This window comes from Bradyrhizobium sp. URHC0002 (assembly GCF_054059515.1).
In genome coordinates this window covers 1,232,738-1,251,993 of sequence record NZ_JBSSCF010000001.1, presented here as the reverse complement: position 1 = coordinate 1,251,993, position 19,256 = coordinate 1,232,738, and the positions used below count along the sequence as shown (strand labels likewise).

The window sequence follows — 19,256 nt, the reverse complement described above, 5'->3', positions numbered from 1 at the left end:
TGGGCACGCGGAGCCTGTCATCGGGCGCGCATTCGCGCGACCCGGTGGCTTTGCCCACCCTACGAATCGTATCTACGCCACGACCTCCCGCGCCTTGTCGCGCGGCTTCATGCGGCGCTCCGGCCGGTGAACCGGGACATATTCGACGGCGAGATAATGTTCCGACACGGTGACGCGTTCGATCATCGTGGCTTCAACCGTCACTTCTTCAGCCGGAAGCGGCGCCTCTTCGTCAATCTCTTCAGGAGCAAGCGGCGGCGATTTGACCTCTGGAAAGATACCGAATTCGCCCGCTACCTCCGGGAGCGGCTTCTGCTTGTCGGCCCAGTGCAGCGCCGTGTAGTCGAAGCCGTGCACGATGGTGGGTTTGACGATTTCGAAATAGGGCGAGATGTCGAAATCACGCGGCATGTACAGCGAGGAATCGCGGATATGCAGGATCTCGCGCCGGGCCTTTCGCGAAGCGGCGCGGGTGATCTTGGGCAGGATCGGGTAACGCACGGCGTCGAACGCCTGCGCGATCAGCGCCGAGCAGATGATCTTGGTGGGATCGCCGGAACCGAACGCGATCATGCGGCGGCGCCAGCGCTGCGGCACCGGCAGCGGGATCAGAAAGCGCATCAGATCGACGATATTCTTGGTGTCGTAGCCGAAACCGATCCGGTTGATGGCGTAGCGGCACACCGTGGTGCGGTCCTCGTAGGACAGGCCGATCGGGCGGCAGATGCGGGTGTGATAGGGATAATATTTCGACAGCGGCGCCGAGGTCACGCCTTCGCCGATATTGGCCTCGATCAGGACATGCGGCTCGCCGTCGGGTTCGCAAGCGCCATCGACCGGGCCGACATAGAGCGCGCCGTGCGACCAGGTGGATTGCGTGAGGTATTTGATGATGCCGGAGATGCGGTTGTTGCCCTCGACCAGCAGCACATCGCCGGGCTCGATGACACCGCGCAGATGCTCGGGATCGCTGGGGGTGAACGGCTCATAGCCCGGGACTTCCTTCTGCAGGTAGCCCGCAATCAACTGGCCGATGGTGTCGAGCATTACGCCCATGAAACTCCCCTAGGGCGGGTTTTCTTCCGCTTTTTTTGTTTCCTTATCATGGTCGCAAGCCGTTTCAATTTAGTTCATGCTCCAAACGGATCAATCATGATTGATTTACCATGAGTGTTGCTGCGTCACGTGAGATGCGGCACAGTTCGCTAGCTGTTCTCGCTTTTTTCAGGCCCCGGAAACCATGACATGACAATGACCCGCCGCACCTTCCTGTCGGCGTCCGCAGGTCTGGCAGCGGTTCCGGTTTTTTTCGGGGGGCGAGCGGGCGCAGCACCCTTGCCGCGCGAGGCCGACATCGTCGTGATCGGCGCGGGTGCGGCCGGCATTGCTGCGGCGCGGCGGATCATGGCGGCGAACCGCAAGGTGATCGTGGTGGAGGCGGCGAGCCAGATCGGCGGCCGCTGCCAGACCGACGCTTCCACCTTCGAGGTGCCGTTCGACCGCGGCGCGCGCTGGATGCACAACCCCGAGACCAATCCGATGATCAAGCTGGCGCGTGCGGCGGGCCTCGAGATTACGACCGCGCCCGCGGGCCAGAAAATCCGTATCGGCCGCCGCAACGCCCGTGCCGGTGAGACCGAGCAATTTCTTGCAGCCCTCGTGCGCGCCAACCGCGCCATCGATGAAGCCGCGCGGCGGTTCGACGTCTCCTGTGCCTCCGTGCTGCCGAAGGATCTCGGCGACTGGGCCGACACGGTGGAGTTTGTGCTGGGTGCCAGTTTTTCGGGCAAGGATCTGAAAGACGTCTCCGTCGGCGACAAGTCCCGCGCGCAGGATCGCAATATCGCGATCGGCTGTCGTCAGGGATTGGGCGCGCTGATCGCGAAGCTCGGCGAGCAGGTGCCGCTGTCGCTGTCGACACCGGCCAATCGCATTGTCTGGAGCAACCGCGATGTCAGCGTGGAAACGCCGGCGGGCAGGATCGCCGCGCGTGCCGCCGTGGTCACCGTGTCGAGCAATGTGCTGGCTGCCGGCAATATCAAGTTCGCACCTGACATTCCGAAGCGCACGCTCGACGCCGCCTCGAAGCTCAGCCTCGGCAGCTATGACCGGATCGCACTGCAGATGGCGGGCAATCCGCTCGGCCTCGCCCGTGACGACGTCGTCATCGAGCAGAGCAATTCGACCAAGACGGCGCTGATATCAGCCAATATAGGCGGCTCGTCGCTCTGCACGATCGACGTCGCCGGCTCGTTCGGTCGCGAGCTTTCCGCGCAGGGCGAGAAGGCCATGGTGGCGTTTGCGATGGAATGGCTGACGAAGCTGTACGGCAGCGAGGCGGCGGCCGCGGTGAAGAAGTCGAGCGCGACGCGCTGGAACGCCGCGCCGTTCGCGCTAGGCGCGATGTCGGCGGCCGGTCCCGGCGGACAATCGTCGCGAAAGGTTCTGAGCGAACCGATCGGTTGCATGTATCTCGCCGGCGAGGCCACCCATGAAACGCTGTGGGGAACGATCGACGGCGCCTGGGAGAGCGGTGAGCGCGCGGCGGAAGCGGCGTTGCGGCGGATCGGAGCCTTGAAGGATCCGGAGCCGGAGGCGCGACCGGCGAAACAGCGGCGGCGAGGGTCCTCGACCAACTGATGTCACGCCCGAAAGCACTGATCTCCTGGTCGAGCGGCAAGGATTCGGCCTTCGCGTTGCACGAGGTGATGCGCGCGGGTGAATTCGAAGTCGTCGGCGCGCTGACCACGGTGACCGAGACGTTCGGCCGGGTATCGATCCACGGCGTCCGGCAGGAGATATTGCAGGCGCAATGCGAGGCCGCCGGCTTGCCGCAGCGGATCGTGCCGATTCCCTATCCCTGCCCGAACGAGATTTACGAGGCGCGGATGGGGGAAGCGGTCGCGCAGGCCGCGGCTTGCGGCATCACGCACATGATCTTTGGCGATCTGTTTCTCGCAGATATTCGCGCCTATCGCGAACAGAAGCTGGCAGGCACCGGCATCGCGCCGGTGTTTCCGCTGTGGGAGCGGCCGACGGCAGAGCTGGCGCAGGCGATGATCGCGAGCGGGCTGGAGGCGCATATCGCTACCGTCGATCTGCAGAAGCTGCCGGCGGAGTTCGCCGGCCGAAAGTTCGATGCAAGGTTGCTGGCCGATCTGCCCGAAGGCGTCGACGCTTGCGGCGAGAACGGCGAGTTTCACACCTGCGTGGTGGCGGGGCCGATGTTTTCGCGGCGGCTTGCGGTGACACCAGGCGAGCGCGTCGAGCGTGATGGTTACGCGTATTGCGATCTGGTGATGGGGACAGTGCCGTAGGGTGGGCAAAGGCGCGCTTGCGCCGTGCCCACCACCATACGCGCTACGCGTGAAATGGTGGGCACGCTTCGCTTTGCCCACCCTGCGCAGCTCACTCGTCAGCGCAGCACGCCATCCAGCGCCGGCAGGCCGAAGATGACGGCGGCGGCGATCAGCGCGTAGCAGATCGCGCGGAATACGGCTTCGCTGGCTTTGCCGAACAGCGAAGCGCCGAACCAGACGCCGATGCCGTAGATCGGACCGACCACCACTGCGAACTTGATCGCATCCATCGTGATCAGTCCCACCGCGGCGTAGCTGACGGCGGAAAAGAAATCCGACGCGCCGAAGAACAGCAGAATATTGGCGCGGGCAATCACGGACGGAAGCGGGCGGCCGAGCCAGTAGCCGACGATCGGTGGGCCGCCAGTCTGGGCCAGCCCGCTGCAAAAGCCGGCTAGTCCGCCGATTCCGACCGAGATCGCCGCGTGGTCCTTGCCGCGGTAGCGCCAGCCCGACAGCAGCAGCAACAGCAGCGCGAAGACGAAGGCGGAAATGATCAAGCGCGTCGTCACCGGTTCGAGCCGGCTCAGGAAATAGGTGCCGATGGGGACGCCGATCAGCGCGCCTGTGACCATGACCGCGGTCGCCTTGCGGTCGGCCTTTTCCCACGCGCCCGGCAACAGAGGCGCGGCGGCGATGAAATCGATGATCAGGAGCAGTGCCGCGACCAGCCGCGGGTCGGCGATCGAGCTTGCGAGCGGCATGAAGATCAGCGCCGAGCCGAAGCCGGAAAAACCCCGCGCCGTTCCCGAGACGAAGGCGACCGCAGAGATCGCGAGGGCGGCATTCAGGCTGACGTCGGAAGGGATGAGACCGAGAGGGCTCATCCCCGCAGCGTGCCGCCGGTTTTCTTCGTCACTTCGGCCACGATCTTCGCCGCTACCGCGTCGATCTCCTGATCGGTCAGCGTCTTCTCGCGCGGCTGGATCGTTACGGCGATCGCGATCGATTTCCTGTCGGGATCGATGCCCTTGCCTTCGTAGACGTCGAACACGGTCACGTCCGTGATCAACTTCTTATCGACGCTCTGTGCTAATCGCACGATGTCACCGGCCTTGACGCCGCGATCGACGATGAAGGCAAAGTCGCGTGACACCGGCTGGAACGCGGAGAGGTCGAGCACCGGCTTGGCCCGGGTCGGCTTCTTCTTGGCGTCGGGAATGCGGTCGAGGATGACTTCGAACGCCACCAGGGGGCCATCGGCGCCGAGCGCTTCCAGCGTGCGCGGATGCAGCTCGCCGAAATAGCCCAGCACATTCTGCGGGCCGATCTGGATGGTGCCGGAACGCCCGGGATGTAGCCAGCTTGCGCCGCCCGGCACAATCTGCAGCGCCTGCATCGGCGCGCCGGCGGCCGCGAGCACGGCGAATGCATCGGCCTTGGCGTCGAGCGCATCTGATATGGCAGAGCCCGACCAGTGCCGGCCCATGCCCTTCGAGGATGCAAAGCCGTGCCGCACGCCGGAGGCCGCGACGAACTGGTTCTCAGGCCTATCGCCCTTGAAGATCTGGCCGACCTCGAACAGCGCGACATCCTGATAGCCGCGGTTGGCGTTGGCCTGCGCGGCGGCGACCAGGCCCGGCAACAGACTCGGCCGCATGTCGGAGAGGTCGGAGGCGATCGGGTTGGCGAGCGCCAACGCGGCCTGTCCGCCGCCGAACAATTCAGCATGCGGCTTGGAAATGAACGACCAGGTCACGGCTTCCACCATGCCGCGCGCCGCCAGCGCGCGCTTGGCGCGGCGGGTGCGGAGCTGGATCGTGGTCAGCACCGGTTTGCGGGCGTCGACGCCGCGCCCGAACGGGGTCATCGGCACCTTGTCGACGCCGACGATCCGCACGACTTCCTCGACGATATCGGCCTTGCCGTGCACATCGGTGCGCCAGGAGGGGACGGCGACCTTCACCACCGGGCCGCTGCCGGCGACCATGAAGCCGAGATGGCCGAGAATGCGCCGCATCTCGACCAGCGAGACTTCGATTCCCGCCAGCCGCTTGACCTCGCTCAGCGGGAAATCGATGATGCGGTCTTCGCCGAAGGCATTGCCGACGACGATGTTTTCCGACGGCGTGCCGCCGCAGAGCTCGATGACGAGTTTCGTCGCGAGCTCGAGGCCCGGCACCATGAAGGCCGGATCGACGCCGCGCTCGAACCGATATCGCGCATCCGAATTGATGCCGAGCTTGCGGCCGGTCTGCGCGATGTTGATCTCATTCCACAGCGCCGATTCGATCAGCACGTCGGTAGTGTTTTCATCGCAGCCGGACGTCTCGCCGCCCATGATGCCGGCCAGCGATTCGACGCCGTGCTCGTCCGCGATCACGCAGATTGCGGGATCGAGCGTGTAGGTGCGCCCGTCCAGCGCCAGCAGGCTCTCGCCGTTCTTGGCGCGGCGCACCGTGAGATTGCCGTTCACCTTCTTCGCGTCGAACACATGCAGCGGTCGGGCGCGGTCGTAGGTCATGAAATTGGTGATATCGACCAGCGCGTTGATGGGGCGCAATCCGATCGACGTCAGCCGCTTCTGCAGCCACTCAGGGGAGGGGCCGTTCTTGACGCCGCGCACCAGCCGCAGCGCAAAGCCCGGGCACAGCGTGGCGTCCTCTACCGTCACCTTCACCGGGCAGGGGAATTCACCCTTGATCGGCTTGATGCCGGGGTCGATGAACTTACCCATGTCGGCGGCGGAGAGGTCGCGCGCGATGCCGTGCACGCCGGTGCAGTCCTGGCGGTTCGGCGTCAAATTGATTTCGAGCATGGGATCGCCGAGGCCGGCCCATTCGGCATAGCCCTTGCCGATCGGTGCATCGGCCGGCAACTCCATGATGCCGTCATGGTCCTCGGAAATCTGCAGCTCGGCGGCCGAGCACAGCATGCCGCGGCTCTCGACGCCCCTGATGGTGCCGATGCCGAGGGTGATGTTCTTGCCGGGGATGAAGGTGCCCGGCGGAGAGAACACGCTGACGAGGCCAGCGCGCGCATTCGGCGCACCGCAGACCACCTGCACCGGTGCGCCACCGTCGCCGGTATCGACCATGCACACCCGCAGGCGGTCCGCATTCGGATGCTGCTCGGCCGAGATCACCCGCGCGATGGAGAACGGCGAAAGCGCCTTCGCCTTGTCTTCGATGTTCTCGACCTCGAGCCCGATCATGGTGAGCTTGTCGGCGAGCTTTTCCAGCGGCTCGTCGGTGTCGAGATGTTCCTTCAGCCAGGAGAGGGTGAATTTCACGAGCTCAGCCCTCCCGCCAGCGTCGGGACGTCGAGCGGCTTGAAGCCGTAATGCGACAGCCAGCGCACGTCGTTCTCGAACAGTTGGCGCAGATCGGCGATGCCGTATTTCAACATCGCGATGCGGTCGATGCCCATGCCCCAGGCAAAGCCCTGATAGACGTCAGGGTCGATGCCGCAGGCGCGCAGCACGTTCGGATGCACCATGCCGCAGCCGAGAATCTCGAGCCAGTCCTCGCCTTCGCCGAACCGGATCTCGCCCTTGTCGCGCCGGCACTGGATGTCGACTTCGAGCGAGGGCTCGGTGAACGGGAAGAACGATGGGCGGAACCGCATGTTGATGTGGTCGACCTCGAAGAACGCCTTGCAGAACTCGTGCAGGATCCATTTGAGATGGCCGAGATGTGAGCCCTTGTCGATGACGAGGCCTTCGACCTGATGGAATTGCGGCGTATGCGTCGCATCGGAATCGATGCGATAGGTGCGGCCCGGGCAGACCACGCGGATCGGCGGCTTTTGGTTCAGCATCGTGCGCACTTGCACGGGCGACGTATGCGTGCGCAGCAGCATGCGCGAACCGTCTTCTCCAGGGTTGAAGAAGAAGGTGTCGTGCATCTCCCGCGCCGGATGGCCCTCGGGGAAATTCAGTTTGGTGAAATTGTAGTCGTCGGTCTCGATATCGGGACCTTCGGCGATCGCAAATCCCATGTCGGCGAAGATCGTGTTGACCTCCTCGAAGACCTGGCTGAGCGGATGGATACGGCCGGCTTCCGCGGGCGCCTCGCGCAACGGCAGCGTGACGTCGATGGTCTCGGAGGCAAGCCGGGCATCGAGTGCCGCCGATTTCAGGATGTCGCGGCGCGCGGAGAGCGCTAGGCTGACCTTGTCCTTGGCGAGATTGATCGCGGCGCCTTGCGTCTTCCGTTCGTCCGGCGACATCTTGCCGAGGGTCGCGAGCAACGCGGAGATCGAGCCCTTCTTGCCGAGCGCTGCGACGCGTACGGCTTCAAGGGCCGCTTCATCGCCGGCGGCGGCAATATCAGCGAGAATGTGGGATTCGAGTTGAGCTAGGTCGGTCATGGCGATCCTTTTGACTAGGATGCTAAAGCCGATGCTCCTAGCCCGTCATGCCCGGGCTTGTCCCGGGCATCCACGTCTTACAGCGTTTGCGAGAAGGAGGCGTTCGATGGCCGGGACGTCCAGCGCGAAGACGCGCTTCGCGCTTTTACCCGGCCATGACGACCTCAAAACATCGCAGAAGAACCGAGGGGCGACGGCTCAGGCCGCCAGCGCAGCCTTGGCCTTCTCGGCGATCGCCTGGAACGCCGCCGGCTCGGTGATGGCGAGATCCGACAGCACCTTGCGGTCGACCGTGATGCCCGACCTGGACAGACCGTTGATAAAGACGCTGTAGGTCATGCCGAACGGACGCACGGCCGCATTGATGCGCTGGATCCAGAGCGCGCGGAACGTGCGCTTCTTGCGCTTGCGGTCGCGGAAGGCATATTGGCCGGCCTTCTCGACCGCGGCCTTGGCGGTGCGGATGGTGTTCTTGCGGCGGCCGCGGAAACCCTTGGCGGCCTTGTAGACTTTCTTGTGCTTGGCGTGAGAGGTCACACCGCGTTTGACGCGAGACATGACTGCTATCCTTGAATTTTAAATCTGTGAGGGAACGCCGCGCGTGCGCGGCCGGCTGGAGCGTGAACGCGAGCGCGATCAGGCGTTCGGCAAGAAGTACTTCTTGACGTTGTCGCCGTCGGTCTTGAACAGCACGCGGGTGCCGCGGAGCTGACGAATCTGCTTCTTCGTCCGCTTGATCATGCCGTGGCGCTTGCCGCGCTGGGCGTGCATCACTTTGCCGGTAGCAGTCACCTTGAAGCGCTTTTTAGCGCCTGACTTGGTCTTCAGCTTGGGCATTTGGCTCTCCTATCGGCCACAGAAAAATGCGCCGGAGGGGCGCTTTTGCGGCTTAAAATGCTCGTTAGAGCGTTGAAAGTGCTCAGGTTTTCTCAAAACCGAGATAACCCGCACGGACATCGACACGGCAGCCCTTGATCAGCCGGGCGATGAAGGTCGGGCTTATGGCAGAGGAAGCGCCAATTGGCAATGATGAACCGCGGAGGGCCGTGCTGCTACCTACCGGATGACGTCATTAGCATCCGTCCGGAGGATGAACAAATGGCCCGTTTTCATCGATCGATTGCCCTTTTTGCTGAGTTCCCCCGCCTTCGCACCCAGCGCTGGCTTCCCCTGTTCGCCGCGCTGGCCGTCATGGCCGCGCCTGATGTCGCCGAGGCCGCGGCGAGGGGCGGCAAGGCCGTCAGAGCCTATGACGGCACCTGGAACGTGGTCTTCGCCACCACGCGGGGCAATTGCAGTTCCGGCTACAGCGTCCCCTTCACCGTCACGGGCAGCCGCGTTTCGTCGGCCGGCGGCGGCAGGGTTTCGGGTTCGGTCAATCGCGCCGGGGCGGTTGCGGTGAACGTTTCGGTCGGCGCATCCAGGGCGAGTGGCGGTGGCCGCCTCGCCGGCGCCTATGGTGCGGGCGCATGGCACGGCATCATCACCGGTGACCGCTGCAGCGGCACTTGGCAGGCCACGCGGAATTGAGCGTGGATGCCGTAGCCCGGATTGCGCTTCGCTTCATCCTGGCTACGGAAACGAAAAAGGCCCGCCGGATCATCCGACGGGCCGTTCTCAAATTCCAGTAACTCAATCAGCGCGGCGCCAGCACCATCACGACCTGGCGGCCTTCGAAACGCGCGTCCTGCTCGACCTTGGCGAACTCGGCGACGTCGGCCTTGACCTTGTCCAGAAGCTTGGTGCCGATTTCCTGGTGCGCCATTTCGCGGCCACGGTAGCGCAAGGTGATCTTGACCTTGTCGCCTTCCTCGAAGAACCGCTGCATCGCGCGCATCTTAACGTCGTAATCGTGATCGTCGATCATCGGCCGCAGCTTGATCTCCTTGATCTCGACGACCTTCTGCTTCTTGCGGGCTTCGGCGGCTTTCTTCTGCGCCGAATACTTGAACTTCCCGTAGTCCATGATCTTGCAAACGGGAGGATTGTTGTTCGGCGAAATCTCGACGAGATCCATGCCCGCTTCGAGGGCCATCTTGACGGCAACCACGGTCTCGACCGTTCCATGGTTGAGGCCGGTCTGATCGATCAGCTGGATCTGTGCGTTGCGGATTTCATCATTGGTGCGCGGCCCGTCTTTGGTTGCGGCGGGCGGGGCTCTGTTGGGACGGCGAATGGGTAACTCTCCAAAGTTGTGAAAGGAAGGCCGCAGTTTGAAGCAATACGCTGAGAACAGCAAGCGAACTCGCGGTCTGCGCCCGAAAACCGTCAAATGCGAGGCATTTCGGTCACGTCAGGCAAATATAGCTCGCAGGCCTGATGCGCAAGCAAAGTCCGGCCGCGCGCTTGACCGACGAAGCGGGCTCGCGGACAAAGCGGCAGGGCGGGAGTGACCGATCCATGACCAATTCAGCACCAATCGACCAGGAACCGACCTTTATCGAGGTGGGGGAGGGCAATGGCGGCCGCCGGATCGCGGTGCGCGCCCGTGCCGGCAGCGGGCCCGGGCTGTTCTGGCTCGGCGGCTTCAATTCCGACATGCGGGGTACCAAGGCGCTGGCGCTGGACGCCTGGGCCGCGGAACATGGCCGGGCCTGCGTCAGGTTCGATTATTCCGGCCATGGCGAATCGGGCGGCGCTTTCGTCGACGGCACCATCGGCCGCTGGCTGGAAGAGGGCGTCGCCGTGTTCGAGCAGTTCTGCCGGGGGCCGCAGGTCGTGATCGGCTCGTCGATGGGCGGCTGGATGGCGCTGTTGCTGGCGCGCGCCATCGCCAGCCGCGATGCGAAGGAGGCGACCCTCGCCGGGCTGGTGCTGATCGCGCCGGCGCCCGATTTCACCGAGCAGTTGATGTGGAACGCTTTCTCCGACGAGGTCCGCGAGGAAATCAGGACCAAGGGCGTGTGGATGCGGCCGTCGGAGTATGGCGACGGCGCGCCCTATCCGATCACACGTGCGCTGATCGAGGAGGGCCGCAACCATCTGTTGCTCGGCAGCGCCATCGAAGTCGGATGCCCGGTGCGCATCCTGCAGGGCGCGCAGGACCCTGACGTGCCCTGGCAGCATGCGTTTGCGCTGGCGCACCGGCTGCCGGCCGAGGACGTGGTGCTGACCATGATCCAGGACGGCGACCACCGCCTGTCGCGACCGCAGGATATTGCGCGGATCATGGCGGCGGTAGCTGAGATGGGGTGATCTGGCAGCATCATCCATAGTGTCATCATCCGCGAAAGCGGATGATCCAGCACGCCGCGCCCTCTCGATCAAAGTCGCCGTCTCTGGAATACTGGATTCCCCGCTTACGCGGGGAATGACGACCCGGGAGGCCTGCCATGAACCCATCCACCATGCTCCGCGCGTTCTGCGATGCCGTCGAGCAGCGCAACGGCAAGGCTTTCTCGGAACTGTTCACCGAGGGCGGTGTCTATCACGACGTGTTCTACGGCGCGTTCGAAGGCCGCGCGAACATCGCAGGCTTGATCGACGACTGGTTCTATCGCACAGCCACAGATTTCCGCTGGGACATGCACGATCCCGTCAGCGACGGACATACGCTGTACGCGCGCTACACCTTCAGCTACCGCTCGACGCTACCGGAGGCAGAAGGGGCGCGCGCGATGTTCGAGGGCGTCGCGATCATGCGGCTGCGCGACGGCAAGATCGCCGAGTACCATGAAGTGGCCAACACTGCGCCGGCGTTCGTCGACATCAAGTTTGCGCCGGAGCGGATCGCCAAGATCGTGGCGAAACAGGGCGCGGCGCTAAAGGCGCGGCCGGAGATGAAGCGGCATCTGGTGGAATGACGGATACGACTACGGCGGCGGCGGTACGTTGGTCATCGGCTTGCGCTGCGCCAGCGCCGCCACCGTGGAGGTCCCGATCGGGCCCTGCTCGTCATAGAGCCAGCATTCGCCGATCGCGATGCCGTCAGTGGCGTGATGGTTGACCACTTCGAAGCCGACCCATGGCGTTGCCGGAAGCCGGTGCAGATAGAGCGTGACGTCGCTGTTGATGTAGCCGAGCCCCTGATCGCCCGCATTGGCGAACGGGCTGGCGAAATCCGCGCCCGTGGCGACGTGCACGAAGGGCGACATCGGCACGCCCTCGACGAGTTCGCGCACCTCGCTCATCCACAGCCGCCGCGGCCCGAGCGAACCCATGTGGCCGACGATGGGCCGCGTGGTCCATTTGCCGTTCATGCCGAGCTTGGGATCGGTGGGCTTTGGAATTTCCGCGGGCTTCGGCGCATCCCAGTTCGGCGGCGACCAGACATTGCCCGGCGCGTTTTCCGTCTTGCGCAATAACTGGCAGGACGCGCGCGCCATGCGGGTGCCGCCACTGACAAACTCGGCTTCCACCACTTTGATGCGCAAGCCGTCGCGGACCAGCTTGGTCGTGACCTCGATCGGCGTCGTGGTGTTCGGCAGGCGGAACATGTCGACGGTGAGCCGCGCCGGCACGAAATCGTCGGAGCCGTGGCGCTGCTCGATCCCGTGGGCGAGCAGGCCGACAACGACGCGGCCGTGCAGGGAGTTGACGTCCCACGGACCGTTCGAGACGGGCGTGGGCATGAAGGTATCGCTGGTGCGATCGTGGGTGAAGAACGGCTGGTTTTTTGTCATGGCGTGCGACCATGGCGGATTTGGATGCGTGGAATCAAGGGCCAGCGCCTTGCAGATTCCTCATGCGACACCACTCCACGCGCACGTCGTCATCCGCCTCGGCGCCCAGCGCCTTCGCCGCCAGCGCTTCAAACCTCTCCCGCTCCACCAATTGCGACAGCGCCCATACCGCCGCGCCGCGAACCAGCGGGCTTGCATCATCCAGTAGTCGTTCGGCTTCAGCCGCCAGCGACGCGTCGTCGGCGTTGCCGATCGCGATCAGTACGTTGCGGACAAAACGGTCGCGGCCGACGCGCTTGACCGGCGATTTCGAAAACAGCGCACGGAATGCGGCGTCGTCGAGCCGCGCCAGCTCCGCCAGCGACGGCGCACGCAATTCCGCGCGCGCGGCCAGTTTCGCTTCGCGGCCTTCCTGCGCGAACTTGTTCCACGGGCACACGGCGAGACAGTCGTCGCAGCCATAGATGCGGTTACCGATGCTTTTGCGGAATTCGTGCGGGATCGGTCCCTTGTTCTCGATCGTCAGGTACGAAATGCAACGCCGCGCATCGAGCTTGTAGGGCGCGGGGAATGCCGCGGTCGGGCAGATCTCCTGGCATGCATTGCAGGAGCCGCAATGATCGCGGTCGGCGTCGTCGCGCGGCAGGTCGGATGCGGAAAAGATCGCGCCGAGAAACAGCCATGAGCCGAATTCGCGCGAGACCAGGTTGGTGTGCTTGCCCTGCCAGCCCAATCCCGCCGCCTGCGCCAGCGGCTTTTCCATCACGGCTGCGGTATCGATGAAAACTTTCACCTCTTCGCCTGATGCCGCCACCAGCCATCGCGCCAGCATCTTCAGCCGCTTCTTGATGACGTCGTGATAGTCGTCGCCCTGCGCGTAGGCGGAGATCGCGCCGCGCCTGCGTTGTGCGAGAAGCGCGAGCGGATTCTCGTCCGGCCCGTAGTTGAAGCCGAGCATGATGATCGAGCGCACGCCCGGCCACAGCACGCGCGGGTCCATCCGCCGTTCGGGCTGCGCCGCGAGCCAGTCCATGTCGCCATGCGCGCCGGCATCGAGGAATTCGCGGAAATATTTGCCGGCGTTGCCGATCGAATCGGGATCGGTCACGCCGAGGCAATCGAAGCCGAGCGTCTCCGCTTCACGCCGGAGCGCGGCCTTCAGATCGGCAGCGGAGAGTTTGGCGGCCTGGTTCAGAAGTCGAGGTCCACGTAGGTCCGCGACGCCGGCACGCCCGCCAGCCATTCGCTCAGCAGCGGGCGGAACGACGGTCGGGATTTCACCCGCGCGTACCACGCCTTTGCCGCCTCGTCCTCGTGCCATGGCACATCGCCCAGATAGTCGATCGCCGAAAGATGCGCCGCGGCGGCGAGATCCGCGTAGGTCAGCCGGTCGCCGGCGAGGAAATTCCGCGTCTGCGCCAGCCAGCCGATATAGGCCAGATGATAGCGTACATTGACCTTGGCCGCGCGGATCACGTCGGTTGAGGGCGCCCCGCCGCCATTCTCCTCGCTCATGAAGCGCTTGTAGATGCGCTCGGTCACCAGCGGGTTCGAGACCTCCTCGAAGAATTTCTCGTTGAACCACGCCATCAGCCGGCGCACCTCGACGCGCTCGGCCATCGAGGCCGGTAACAGCCGCCGCTCGCCCGCCTCCAGGCCGTGCGTCTCGTCGAGATATTCGGCGATGATCCCGGCGCCCGGAATCGGCGGAAAGCCGTCAGCCAACAACACCGGTGTGGCGGCCGCGGGATTGAGCACGAGAAACCCTTCGCGCCGCTCCCAGCCCCGCTCTTCCACCAGGCGCAGGTCGAGGCCGTGTTCGCCCAGCACCAGGCGAATGAAGCGCGAATGCGGACAGAACGGGTGATGATGGAGCGTGTACATGAAATCCCAAGGGTAAAATCGCGGCGACTAAAGGAACCCTCAAACCGCGTCAAGCGAATCGGGACACTAGCCAAGCAAACGCGCGAGACAATGGTGTTCTGACGTTTTTTTGCGATTGCGGCACGGGGGCGAATAGGCGAGAAGAGCGCGGCTTTTCCAGTCAAAATGGACCAACACCATGATGTCGGATGCAGTGAAGGCGGTGATTCTCGGCATCATCGAGGGTATCACGGAATTTCTCCCGGTTTCCTCCACAGGCCATATGCTGCTGGCGCAACGCTTCTTCGGCCTCGGCGAGGGTGCTTTCTGGCAGAGTTTTGTGATCCTGATCCAGCTCGGCGCGATTCTTGCGATCGTCGTGCTGTATTTCGCCAAGCTGTGGCGCGTGGCGCTCGGCATGTTCAGCAATCCGGACGACCGCCGATTCGTGATCGGCGTGCTGGTGGCGTTCCTGCCGGCAGTGGTCGTCGGCCTGGCTGTCGGCAAGTACATCAAGGAGCTGTTGTTCAATCCGTGGGTGGTGTGTTTCACGCTGATCGTCGGCGGCGCGATCCTGCTGTGGGTCGATCAGCTCGATCTCAAGCCGCACGAGGACGACGCCACGCGGTATCCACTGTTGATGTATCTGTGGATCGGCATCGCGCAATGCGTCGCAATGATCCCCGGCGTATCGCGCTCCGGCGCCAGCATCGTGGCGGCCATGCTGCTCGGTGCCGACAAGCGTTCGGCGGCGGAGTTCTCGTTCTTTCTCGCGATCCCGACCATGGTCGGCGCGTTCGCCTATGATTTCTACAAGAACCGCGGCGAGATGACGATCGATCACATCGGCGTCATCGCGATCGGATTCGTGGTGTCGTTCATCACGGCAATCATCGTGGTGAGGACGTTTTTGAACTACGTCACGCGCCACGGGTTCAAGTTCTTTGCGTGGTGGCGCGTCATCGTCGGCACGCTCGGCCTGATCGCGCTGGCGCTGGGGCGGTAAGCCCCAAAATTCGTAGCATTCGTAGGGTGGGCAAAGGCGCGCTTGCGCCGTGCCCACCATCTATCCCTTGGCGAGGTGAACGGTGGGCACGCTGCGCTTTGCCCACCCTACGAAAAGCTACGCGCTCTTGCGCTGAAACTGCCCGGCGGCGCGGAAGCGCCAGAGATATTGCGGGGCGACCGCTTCCATCGAATCGGGCGTGATGCCGAGGCCTTCCAGCGTTAGCCCGGCGGCCTTGGCGGCATCCGACACCACATTGTCCGATTGCAGCATCGCCACCTGGTCCGGCGTCAGCTTGAACGGCCCCGGCGCGAATTGCAGGAAATATGCCTGCAGCCGGGCCAGTCCGAACGGCAGCGACACCAGCATGCGCTTGCGCTCGGTGATCCCTAGAATGATTTCCATGATCTCGCGCATGGTCAGCACTTCCGGTCCGCCGAGCTCGTAAACCGCGCCGGGCTTCGTCTTGCCGTCGACGGCGTCGGCAACCGCACGGGCGACGTCGCCGACATAGGCCGGCTGCATCCGCGTCTCGCCGCCGCCGATCAACGGCAGGAAGGGCGATATCTGGGCCAAGCCTGCAAAACGGTTGGTGAATTGATCCTCGGGGCCAAACAATAGCGACGGTCGCAGGATGGTGGCCGAAGGCACGGCCGCCAGCACGGCCTGCTCACCAGCCGCCTTGGAGCGGCTGTAGGCCGAGGGCGCGTTCTCGTCGGCGCCGATCGCCGACACATGCACCATCCGCGCGCTGGCGGCGGCGGCGGTCCTGGCGATCGTCTCGGCCCCCTTGGCCTGTACCGCGTCGAAGGTCTGCGCACCGCTTTCGGCCAGGGTGCCGACCAGGTTGATCGCTACCTGCGAATCGCGCATGGCCGCCTCGACCGAAGCCGGATAGCGCAGATTGGCCTGCACGGCGTGGATCTGGCCGACCCGGCCGAGCGGCTGCAGGTACCCGGCCAGTTCCGGCCGCCGCACCGCCACCCTGATCCGGTAGTCGCGCTTGGCCAGCGCCCGGACCACGTTTCGCCCCAGAAACCCCGATCCGCCAAAAACCGTGACGAGCGTTTCCAGGTTCGATGCCGGGTACGATGTCATTGGTGTCAATTCCTGCCGGTCGAATTCGAGAGATTTCGGTGAAATTCAGCGGATTCGCGATACGCCAACCCGGCTCCGCTGTACAGCGGATTTGGTCGGCGCTGAAGCAATTTGACAAGCGTGCGACCGATCCTTACTAACCCGCCCGGGCCCAGGTGGCGGAATTGGTAGACGCGCTGGCTTCAGGTGCCAGTGGCTTAACGGCCGTGAAGGTTCGAGTCCTTTCCTGGGCACCACCCATCTATGGAAATTAAGCATTTCCAAATAGATCAGCCCAAACAGAGTGTTGCGTCGGCCCCGACTGTGTAACAATGGGGTGTAACATTGCTGTTCAGGGTTGTTCGGCCAATGCGCCGCGATGGGTCTCGATTTCCGTTTTTCGCACAGCGAATCCCTGCCGACGTTCGCGACAAGGCGATAGGCAATCCGCTCGCGATTCCGCTCGGTGATGGCTTCGTTTTCGTAACGCCTAGCGAGGGCGCTCAGGCCGTCCGATTCTCCATCCGCACGGCAGAGCCCAGCGAGGTCAAAACGCGTCAGGCGCTCGCAGCGGCCTATCTGGAGACCGTCTGGGAGGCGCTCCGCAACGACGCCCCCGCGCATCTAACGCACCGGCAGGCGACGGCCTTGGCTGGTGAACTCTATCGGGTCTGGGCAGACGGCGAGAGCCGTGCCCGGAGTGTTGCCATGGTTCACACGCCCGGGGTCGGCTGGGCACCGGACATAGATAGCCAGGACGAGCAGGAGGCCCATTGGGCTGCCGTCGTGGCAATGTGGGAGAAGGTCGGCAAGGACGGCGACCCCAAGCGACTGGAGAAGCCACTGGGGCCGATAGTGGACCGCCTCCTGCTGACAAAGGGCATCCGCCGCGTAGACAGCGAATCACGAGCCATGCTGCTCACCGCCTTTTGGATGGCGTTGCGGGACGCCTTCACGAGCCGCCAGCGCAATGCCGGAGGTGACTACTCGCCCGACCCGCAAGCGACCCGCTTCCCGGAGTGGCGGGCTCCGGCAGAGGCGACGAAGGACAAGCCCAAGAGTGGCGCCTCCAAGGATTCGCTCACCACCCTGGTGGAGGATTGGTGGAAGGAATCCAAGCTCGCTGGTCGTAAGCAGAGCACCTATGAGAGCTATCGCAACACAATGGCGAAGCTAGTGGCGTTCCTGAAGCACGACAAAACGAGCCGGGTGACGCCGGAGGACATTGTTCGCTTCAAGGATCACCGGCTTCAGGGCGGCGCCAGTGCGAAGACCGTGAAGGACAGCGACCTCGCGGGTCTAAAGACGGTTTTCGGCTGGGCCGTGATGAATCGACGGATGGCCAGCAATCCTGCAGAAGGGCTCACCATCAAGGTCGGCAAGTCGCGCAAGCTCAGGTCGAAAGGGTTCTACGACCAAGAGGCATCCGCCATTCTCAAACACGCCCGGAGTTTCATAGCGGGCAGGGAGGCTCCGAAGCTGGCGGCAGCCAAACGGTGGGTGCCGTGGTTGTGCGCCTTTACCGGGGCGCGGGTTGGAGAGATGCTTCAGCTCCGTAAAGCCGACGTTCGGCGCGAGGGCAAACATTGGGTTGTGCACGTGACGCCCGAAGCTGGCCCTGTGAAGACGGACGAGGCGCGGGACGTTGTGCTGCACCGGCAAGTCATCGAGATGGGCTTTCCGGAATTCTATGAGAGATCCAAGGGCGGCTATCTGTTCATTGACCCCAAGGCCGGTGAGCTTGGCGTCCGCAACGCGGTGAAGACAGCGCGTAACAAGGTCAACGCTTTCGTCCGAGAGGTAGTGAAGGACCCGAACGTTGATCCAAGCCATGGCTGGCGGCATCGGTTCAAGACCGTCGGTATCGAGCAAGAGGTCGCGATGCGCGTGCTTGACGCCATACAGGGGCATGCGTCGCGCAACGCCTCGGAGGATTATGGAGACGTGACGATCAAGGCGAAGGCGAATGCCATCGCGAAGTTTCCTAGCATTGACGCGAGATAAGGCGCCCTATTCGCAGCCAACGCAATGTCCCGATGTTGTCCACATCCTGTCGTCGTAATCCTAGCTGCAGATCAAACTGCCGGCGCCGCTTTGACGACTTTATGGAGCTATGAACGAGAAGCCCTCGCCGCTTTTGTAGTACACGCCCATATTGGCGGAACGGATCAAATGAAGAAGGTCTTGTCGCGGCATTGATGGCAGCAGAAGCGCCTTATGCTCTACGTCTCCGAATCTGCTGTAGTCAATCAATTGACCAATAGCCATGCGTATGGAGCCGCGCTCCACGGTACCCTTTGCTTCAATCAAAAGCTTCTTGCTCTTTATATAGAGATCGCAGAACAGCGGCTTGGCTTCGCCTACAGGTGTAATCTTGAGGCGGCGGGCCTCAAGGCCTTCAGCGTGAAGTAGAAAGTTGCAAAACTCCTCTACCAGGTTTGCTTCAACCTTCTCTGCTTCGTAGGGCTCACGACTGGGATTTACAAAGAACTTTTCTGAATTTGAAGCCTCGCGATCAACCTCGTACACGGAGTCGAAAGTCGGCAGAGCTGGACCAGTCTCTCCAAGAGGAGGCTGAACATCAAGAGGTCGGAGCCGGAATACGATCACGGCTCGTATGGGGCCGCCGCCTGTCTCCGGCGCGTCGTCCATATAAAACGGTAGTTCGTCAGAGACTTCGAACTCGCCGACGTAAATCACGAGTCCGCCCACACCTCGAAACAGTCGCAGATGGCGTCCCGTCTTCCGATGCTCAAGGATGGTTAGATTTCCCGACCGCATGCGCTGGTCGCCTTTTTGACCCTCGCCCGTGTAATGGTAACACCCGTCCGACTTCCAATCATCGATGTAGCCGTGTCGCCTGCCGACTTCCGGATCGGAAAACAGGAAAATATTAGGACTTTGAACAGACGGCCCGATCCCGCCCTGTTTTCTGCCTCCGAATGCGAGATGAAGCTCTTTGCGAACGATCGTTTCTCCTGGCGCCAGGGACCAGATTGGTTGCTCGGGCATTTTCCC

General features: G+C 63.4%; 19 protein-coding genes and 1 tRNA gene. 8 read left to right on the top strand and 12 right to left on the bottom strand.

The genetic code is table 11. The features are described from left to right. Positions 1-72: 72 nt before the first annotated feature. Entirely contained in the window at positions 73-1,056 is a 984-nt protein-coding gene (locus ACVWVY_RS05960; protein ID WP_456625504.1) for a lipo-like protein, read from the bottom strand. Positions 1,057-1,245: 189 nt separating this feature from the next. On the opposite strand from ACVWVY_RS05960, the gene ACVWVY_RS05955 reads away from it, so the two are divergent. Further along, positions 1,246-2,640 carry a flavin monoamine oxidase family protein gene (locus ACVWVY_RS05955; protein WP_456625503.1) on the top strand — a complete coding sequence of 465 codons (1,395 nt, stop codon included), beginning with the start codon at positions 1,246-1,248 and terminating at the stop codon, positions 2,638-2,640. After that, the gene (locus ACVWVY_RS05950; protein WP_456625502.1) at positions 2,640-3,317 is read left to right on the top strand and encodes a Dph6-related ATP pyrophosphatase; all 678 of its coding nucleotides are present in this window, start codon (positions 2,640-2,642) and stop codon (positions 3,315-3,317) included. The genes ACVWVY_RS05955 and ACVWVY_RS05950 overlap by 1 nt, the downstream gene beginning before the upstream one ends. Positions 3,318-3,415: 98 nt before the next feature. Here ACVWVY_RS05950 and ACVWVY_RS05945 read toward each other — a convergent pair whose 3' ends face one another. From ACVWVY_RS05945 to rpmI, 5 genes are all read right to left on the bottom strand, one after another. Beyond that, complete coding sequence (locus tag ACVWVY_RS05945) at positions 3,416-4,186, bottom strand: sulfite exporter TauE/SafE family protein (RefSeq protein WP_456625501.1); 771 nt, start codon at positions 4,184-4,186, stop codon at positions 3,416-3,418. After that, positions 4,183-6,591, bottom strand: a complete 2,409-nt coding sequence (gene pheT / locus ACVWVY_RS05940) for a phenylalanine--tRNA ligase subunit beta (protein WP_456625500.1) — start codon at positions 6,589-6,591, stop codon at positions 4,183-4,185. The genes ACVWVY_RS05945 and pheT overlap by 4 nt, the downstream gene beginning before the upstream one ends. Beyond that, complete coding sequence (pheS, locus tag ACVWVY_RS05935) at positions 6,588-7,670, bottom strand: phenylalanine--tRNA ligase subunit alpha (protein ID WP_456625499.1); 1,083 nt, start codon at positions 7,668-7,670, stop codon at positions 6,588-6,590. The genes pheT and pheS overlap by 4 nt, the downstream gene beginning before the upstream one ends. A 198-nt stretch (positions 7,671-7,868) precedes the next feature. Then, a complete protein-coding gene (gene rplT, locus ACVWVY_RS05930; protein WP_456625498.1) occupies positions 7,869-8,228 on the bottom strand; it encodes a 50S ribosomal protein L20 in 360 nt (119 codons plus the stop codon). 78 nt (positions 8,229-8,306) lie between these two features. Continuing rightward, the gene (gene rpmI, locus ACVWVY_RS05925) at positions 8,307-8,507 is read right to left on the bottom strand and encodes a 50S ribosomal protein L35 (RefSeq protein WP_008539890.1); all 201 of its coding nucleotides are present in this window, start codon (positions 8,505-8,507) and stop codon (positions 8,307-8,309) included. Positions 8,508-8,768: 261 nt separating this feature from the next. On the opposite strand from rpmI, the gene ACVWVY_RS05920 reads away from it, so the two are divergent. Next, a complete protein-coding gene (locus ACVWVY_RS05920; RefSeq protein WP_456625497.1) occupies positions 8,769-9,200 on the top strand; it encodes a hypothetical protein in 432 nt (143 codons plus the stop codon). Positions 9,201-9,306: 106 nt separating this feature from the next. Here ACVWVY_RS05920 and infC read toward each other — a convergent pair whose 3' ends face one another. After that, entirely contained in the window at positions 9,307-9,846 is a 540-nt protein-coding gene (gene infC, locus ACVWVY_RS05915) for a translation initiation factor IF-3 (RefSeq protein WP_426538373.1), read from the bottom strand. A gap of 224 nt (positions 9,847-10,070) precedes the next feature. Here infC and ACVWVY_RS05910 point away from each other — a divergent pair, with 224 nt between their 5' ends. Together ACVWVY_RS05910 and ACVWVY_RS05905 are read left to right on the top strand one after the other, a co-directional pair. After that, complete coding sequence (locus ACVWVY_RS05910; RefSeq protein WP_456625496.1) at positions 10,071-10,865, top strand: alpha/beta hydrolase; 795 nt, start codon at positions 10,071-10,073, stop codon at positions 10,863-10,865. Positions 10,866-11,002: 137 nt separating this feature from the next. Further along, a complete protein-coding gene (locus ACVWVY_RS05905; protein ID WP_456625495.1) occupies positions 11,003-11,473 on the top strand; it encodes a nuclear transport factor 2 family protein in 471 nt (156 codons plus the stop codon). Between the two features lie 9 nt (positions 11,474-11,482). Here the strand turns inward: ACVWVY_RS05905 and ACVWVY_RS05900 are convergent, their stop codons facing one another. From ACVWVY_RS05900 to ACVWVY_RS05890, 3 genes are read right to left on the bottom strand one after another with little or no spacing between them, the layout of a single operon-like run. Continuing rightward, positions 11,483-12,292, bottom strand: a complete 810-nt coding sequence (locus ACVWVY_RS05900) for an acyl-CoA thioesterase domain-containing protein (RefSeq protein ID WP_456625494.1) — start codon at positions 12,290-12,292, stop codon at positions 11,483-11,485. A gap of 34 nt (positions 12,293-12,326) precedes the next feature. Then, on the bottom strand, positions 12,327-13,535 hold the full coding sequence (queG, locus tag ACVWVY_RS05895; RefSeq protein ID WP_456625493.1) for a tRNA epoxyqueuosine(34) reductase QueG: 1,209 nt from the start codon (positions 13,533-13,535) through the stop codon (positions 12,327-12,329). Further along, positions 13,484-14,176: a glutathione S-transferase family protein gene (locus ACVWVY_RS05890; protein WP_456625492.1), complete on the bottom strand. Its 693-nt coding sequence runs from the start codon at positions 14,174-14,176 to the stop codon at positions 13,484-13,486. The genes queG and ACVWVY_RS05890 overlap by 52 nt, the downstream gene beginning before the upstream one ends. 178 nt (positions 14,177-14,354) lie before the next feature. On the opposite strand from ACVWVY_RS05890, the gene ACVWVY_RS05885 reads away from it, so the two are divergent. Next, positions 14,355-15,161 carry an undecaprenyl-diphosphate phosphatase gene (locus tag ACVWVY_RS05885; protein ID WP_456625491.1) on the top strand — a complete coding sequence of 269 codons (807 nt, stop codon included), beginning with the start codon at positions 14,355-14,357 and terminating at the stop codon, positions 15,159-15,161. Positions 15,162-15,278: 117 nt separating this feature from the next. On the opposite strand, the gene ACVWVY_RS05880 is transcribed toward ACVWVY_RS05885, so the two are convergent. Further along, positions 15,279-16,259: a complex I NDUFA9 subunit family protein gene (locus tag ACVWVY_RS05880; protein WP_456625490.1), complete on the bottom strand. Its 981-nt coding sequence runs from the start codon at positions 16,257-16,259 to the stop codon at positions 15,279-15,281. 149 nt (positions 16,260-16,408) lie between these two features. Here ACVWVY_RS05880 and ACVWVY_RS05875 point away from each other — a divergent pair. Both ACVWVY_RS05875 and ACVWVY_RS05870 read left to right on the top strand, forming a co-directional pair. After that, positions 16,409-16,495, top strand: a tRNA-Leu gene (locus ACVWVY_RS05875). Between the two features lie 88 nt (positions 16,496-16,583). After that, positions 16,584-18,242: a tyrosine-type recombinase/integrase gene (locus ACVWVY_RS05870; protein ID WP_456625489.1), complete on the top strand. Its 1,659-nt coding sequence runs from the start codon at positions 16,584-16,586 to the stop codon at positions 18,240-18,242. 99 nt (positions 18,243-18,341) lie between these two features. Here the strand turns inward: ACVWVY_RS05870 and ACVWVY_RS05865 are convergent, their stop codons facing one another. Next, the gene (locus tag ACVWVY_RS05865; RefSeq protein WP_456625488.1) at positions 18,342-19,250 is read right to left on the bottom strand and encodes a hypothetical protein; all 909 of its coding nucleotides are present in this window, start codon (positions 19,248-19,250) and stop codon (positions 18,342-18,344) included. Positions 19,251-19,256: the final 6 nt, after the last annotated feature.

Excerpts from the sequence above, each read along its gene's own strand:
- pheS (WP_456625499.1), bottom strand. The coding sequence starts at position 7,670 with ATGACCGACCTAGCTCAACTCGAATCCCACATTCTCGCTGATATTGCC.
- ACVWVY_RS05955 (WP_456625503.1), top strand. The coding sequence starts at position 1,246 with ATGACAATGACCCGCCGCACCTTCCTGTCGGCGTCCGCAGGTCTGGCA.
- ACVWVY_RS05865 (WP_456625488.1), bottom strand. The coding sequence starts at position 19,250 with ATGCCCGAGCAACCAATCTGGTCCCTGGCGCCAGGAGAAACGATCGTT.
- ACVWVY_RS05880 (WP_456625490.1), bottom strand. The coding sequence starts at position 16,259 with ATGACATCGTACCCGGCATCGAACCTGGAAACGCTCGTCACGGTTTTT.
- ACVWVY_RS05960 (WP_456625504.1), bottom strand. The coding sequence starts at position 1,056 with ATGGGCGTAATGCTCGACACCATCGGCCAGTTGATTGCGGGCTACCTG.
- ACVWVY_RS05885 (WP_456625491.1), top strand. The coding sequence starts at position 14,355 with ATGATGTCGGATGCAGTGAAGGCGGTGATTCTCGGCATCATCGAGGGT.
- ACVWVY_RS05905 (WP_456625495.1), top strand. The coding sequence starts at position 11,003 with ATGAACCCATCCACCATGCTCCGCGCGTTCTGCGATGCCGTCGAGCAG.
- rpmI (WP_008539890.1), bottom strand. The coding sequence starts at position 8,507 with ATGCCCAAGCTGAAGACCAAGTCAGGCGCTAAAAAGCGCTTCAAGGTG.
- ACVWVY_RS05890 (WP_456625492.1), bottom strand. The coding sequence starts at position 14,176 with ATGTACACGCTCCATCATCACCCGTTCTGTCCGCATTCGCGCTTCATT.
- ACVWVY_RS05920 (WP_456625497.1), top strand. The coding sequence starts at position 8,769 with ATGGCCCGTTTTCATCGATCGATTGCCCTTTTTGCTGAGTTCCCCCGC.
- ACVWVY_RS05945 (WP_456625501.1), bottom strand. The coding sequence starts at position 4,186 with ATGAGCCCTCTCGGTCTCATCCCTTCCGACGTCAGCCTGAATGCCGCC.
- ACVWVY_RS05900 (WP_456625494.1), bottom strand. The coding sequence starts at position 12,292 with ATGACAAAAAACCAGCCGTTCTTCACCCACGATCGCACCAGCGATACC.
- ACVWVY_RS05950 (WP_456625502.1), top strand. The coding sequence starts at position 2,640 with ATGTCACGCCCGAAAGCACTGATCTCCTGGTCGAGCGGCAAGGATTCG.
- ACVWVY_RS05910 (WP_456625496.1), top strand. The coding sequence starts at position 10,071 with ATGACCAATTCAGCACCAATCGACCAGGAACCGACCTTTATCGAGGTG.
- queG (WP_456625493.1), bottom strand. The coding sequence starts at position 13,535 with ATGGCTGGCGGGCGTGCCGGCGTCGCGGACCTACGTGGACCTCGACTT.
- rplT (WP_456625498.1), bottom strand. The coding sequence starts at position 8,228 with ATGTCTCGCGTCAAACGCGGTGTGACCTCTCACGCCAAGCACAAGAAA.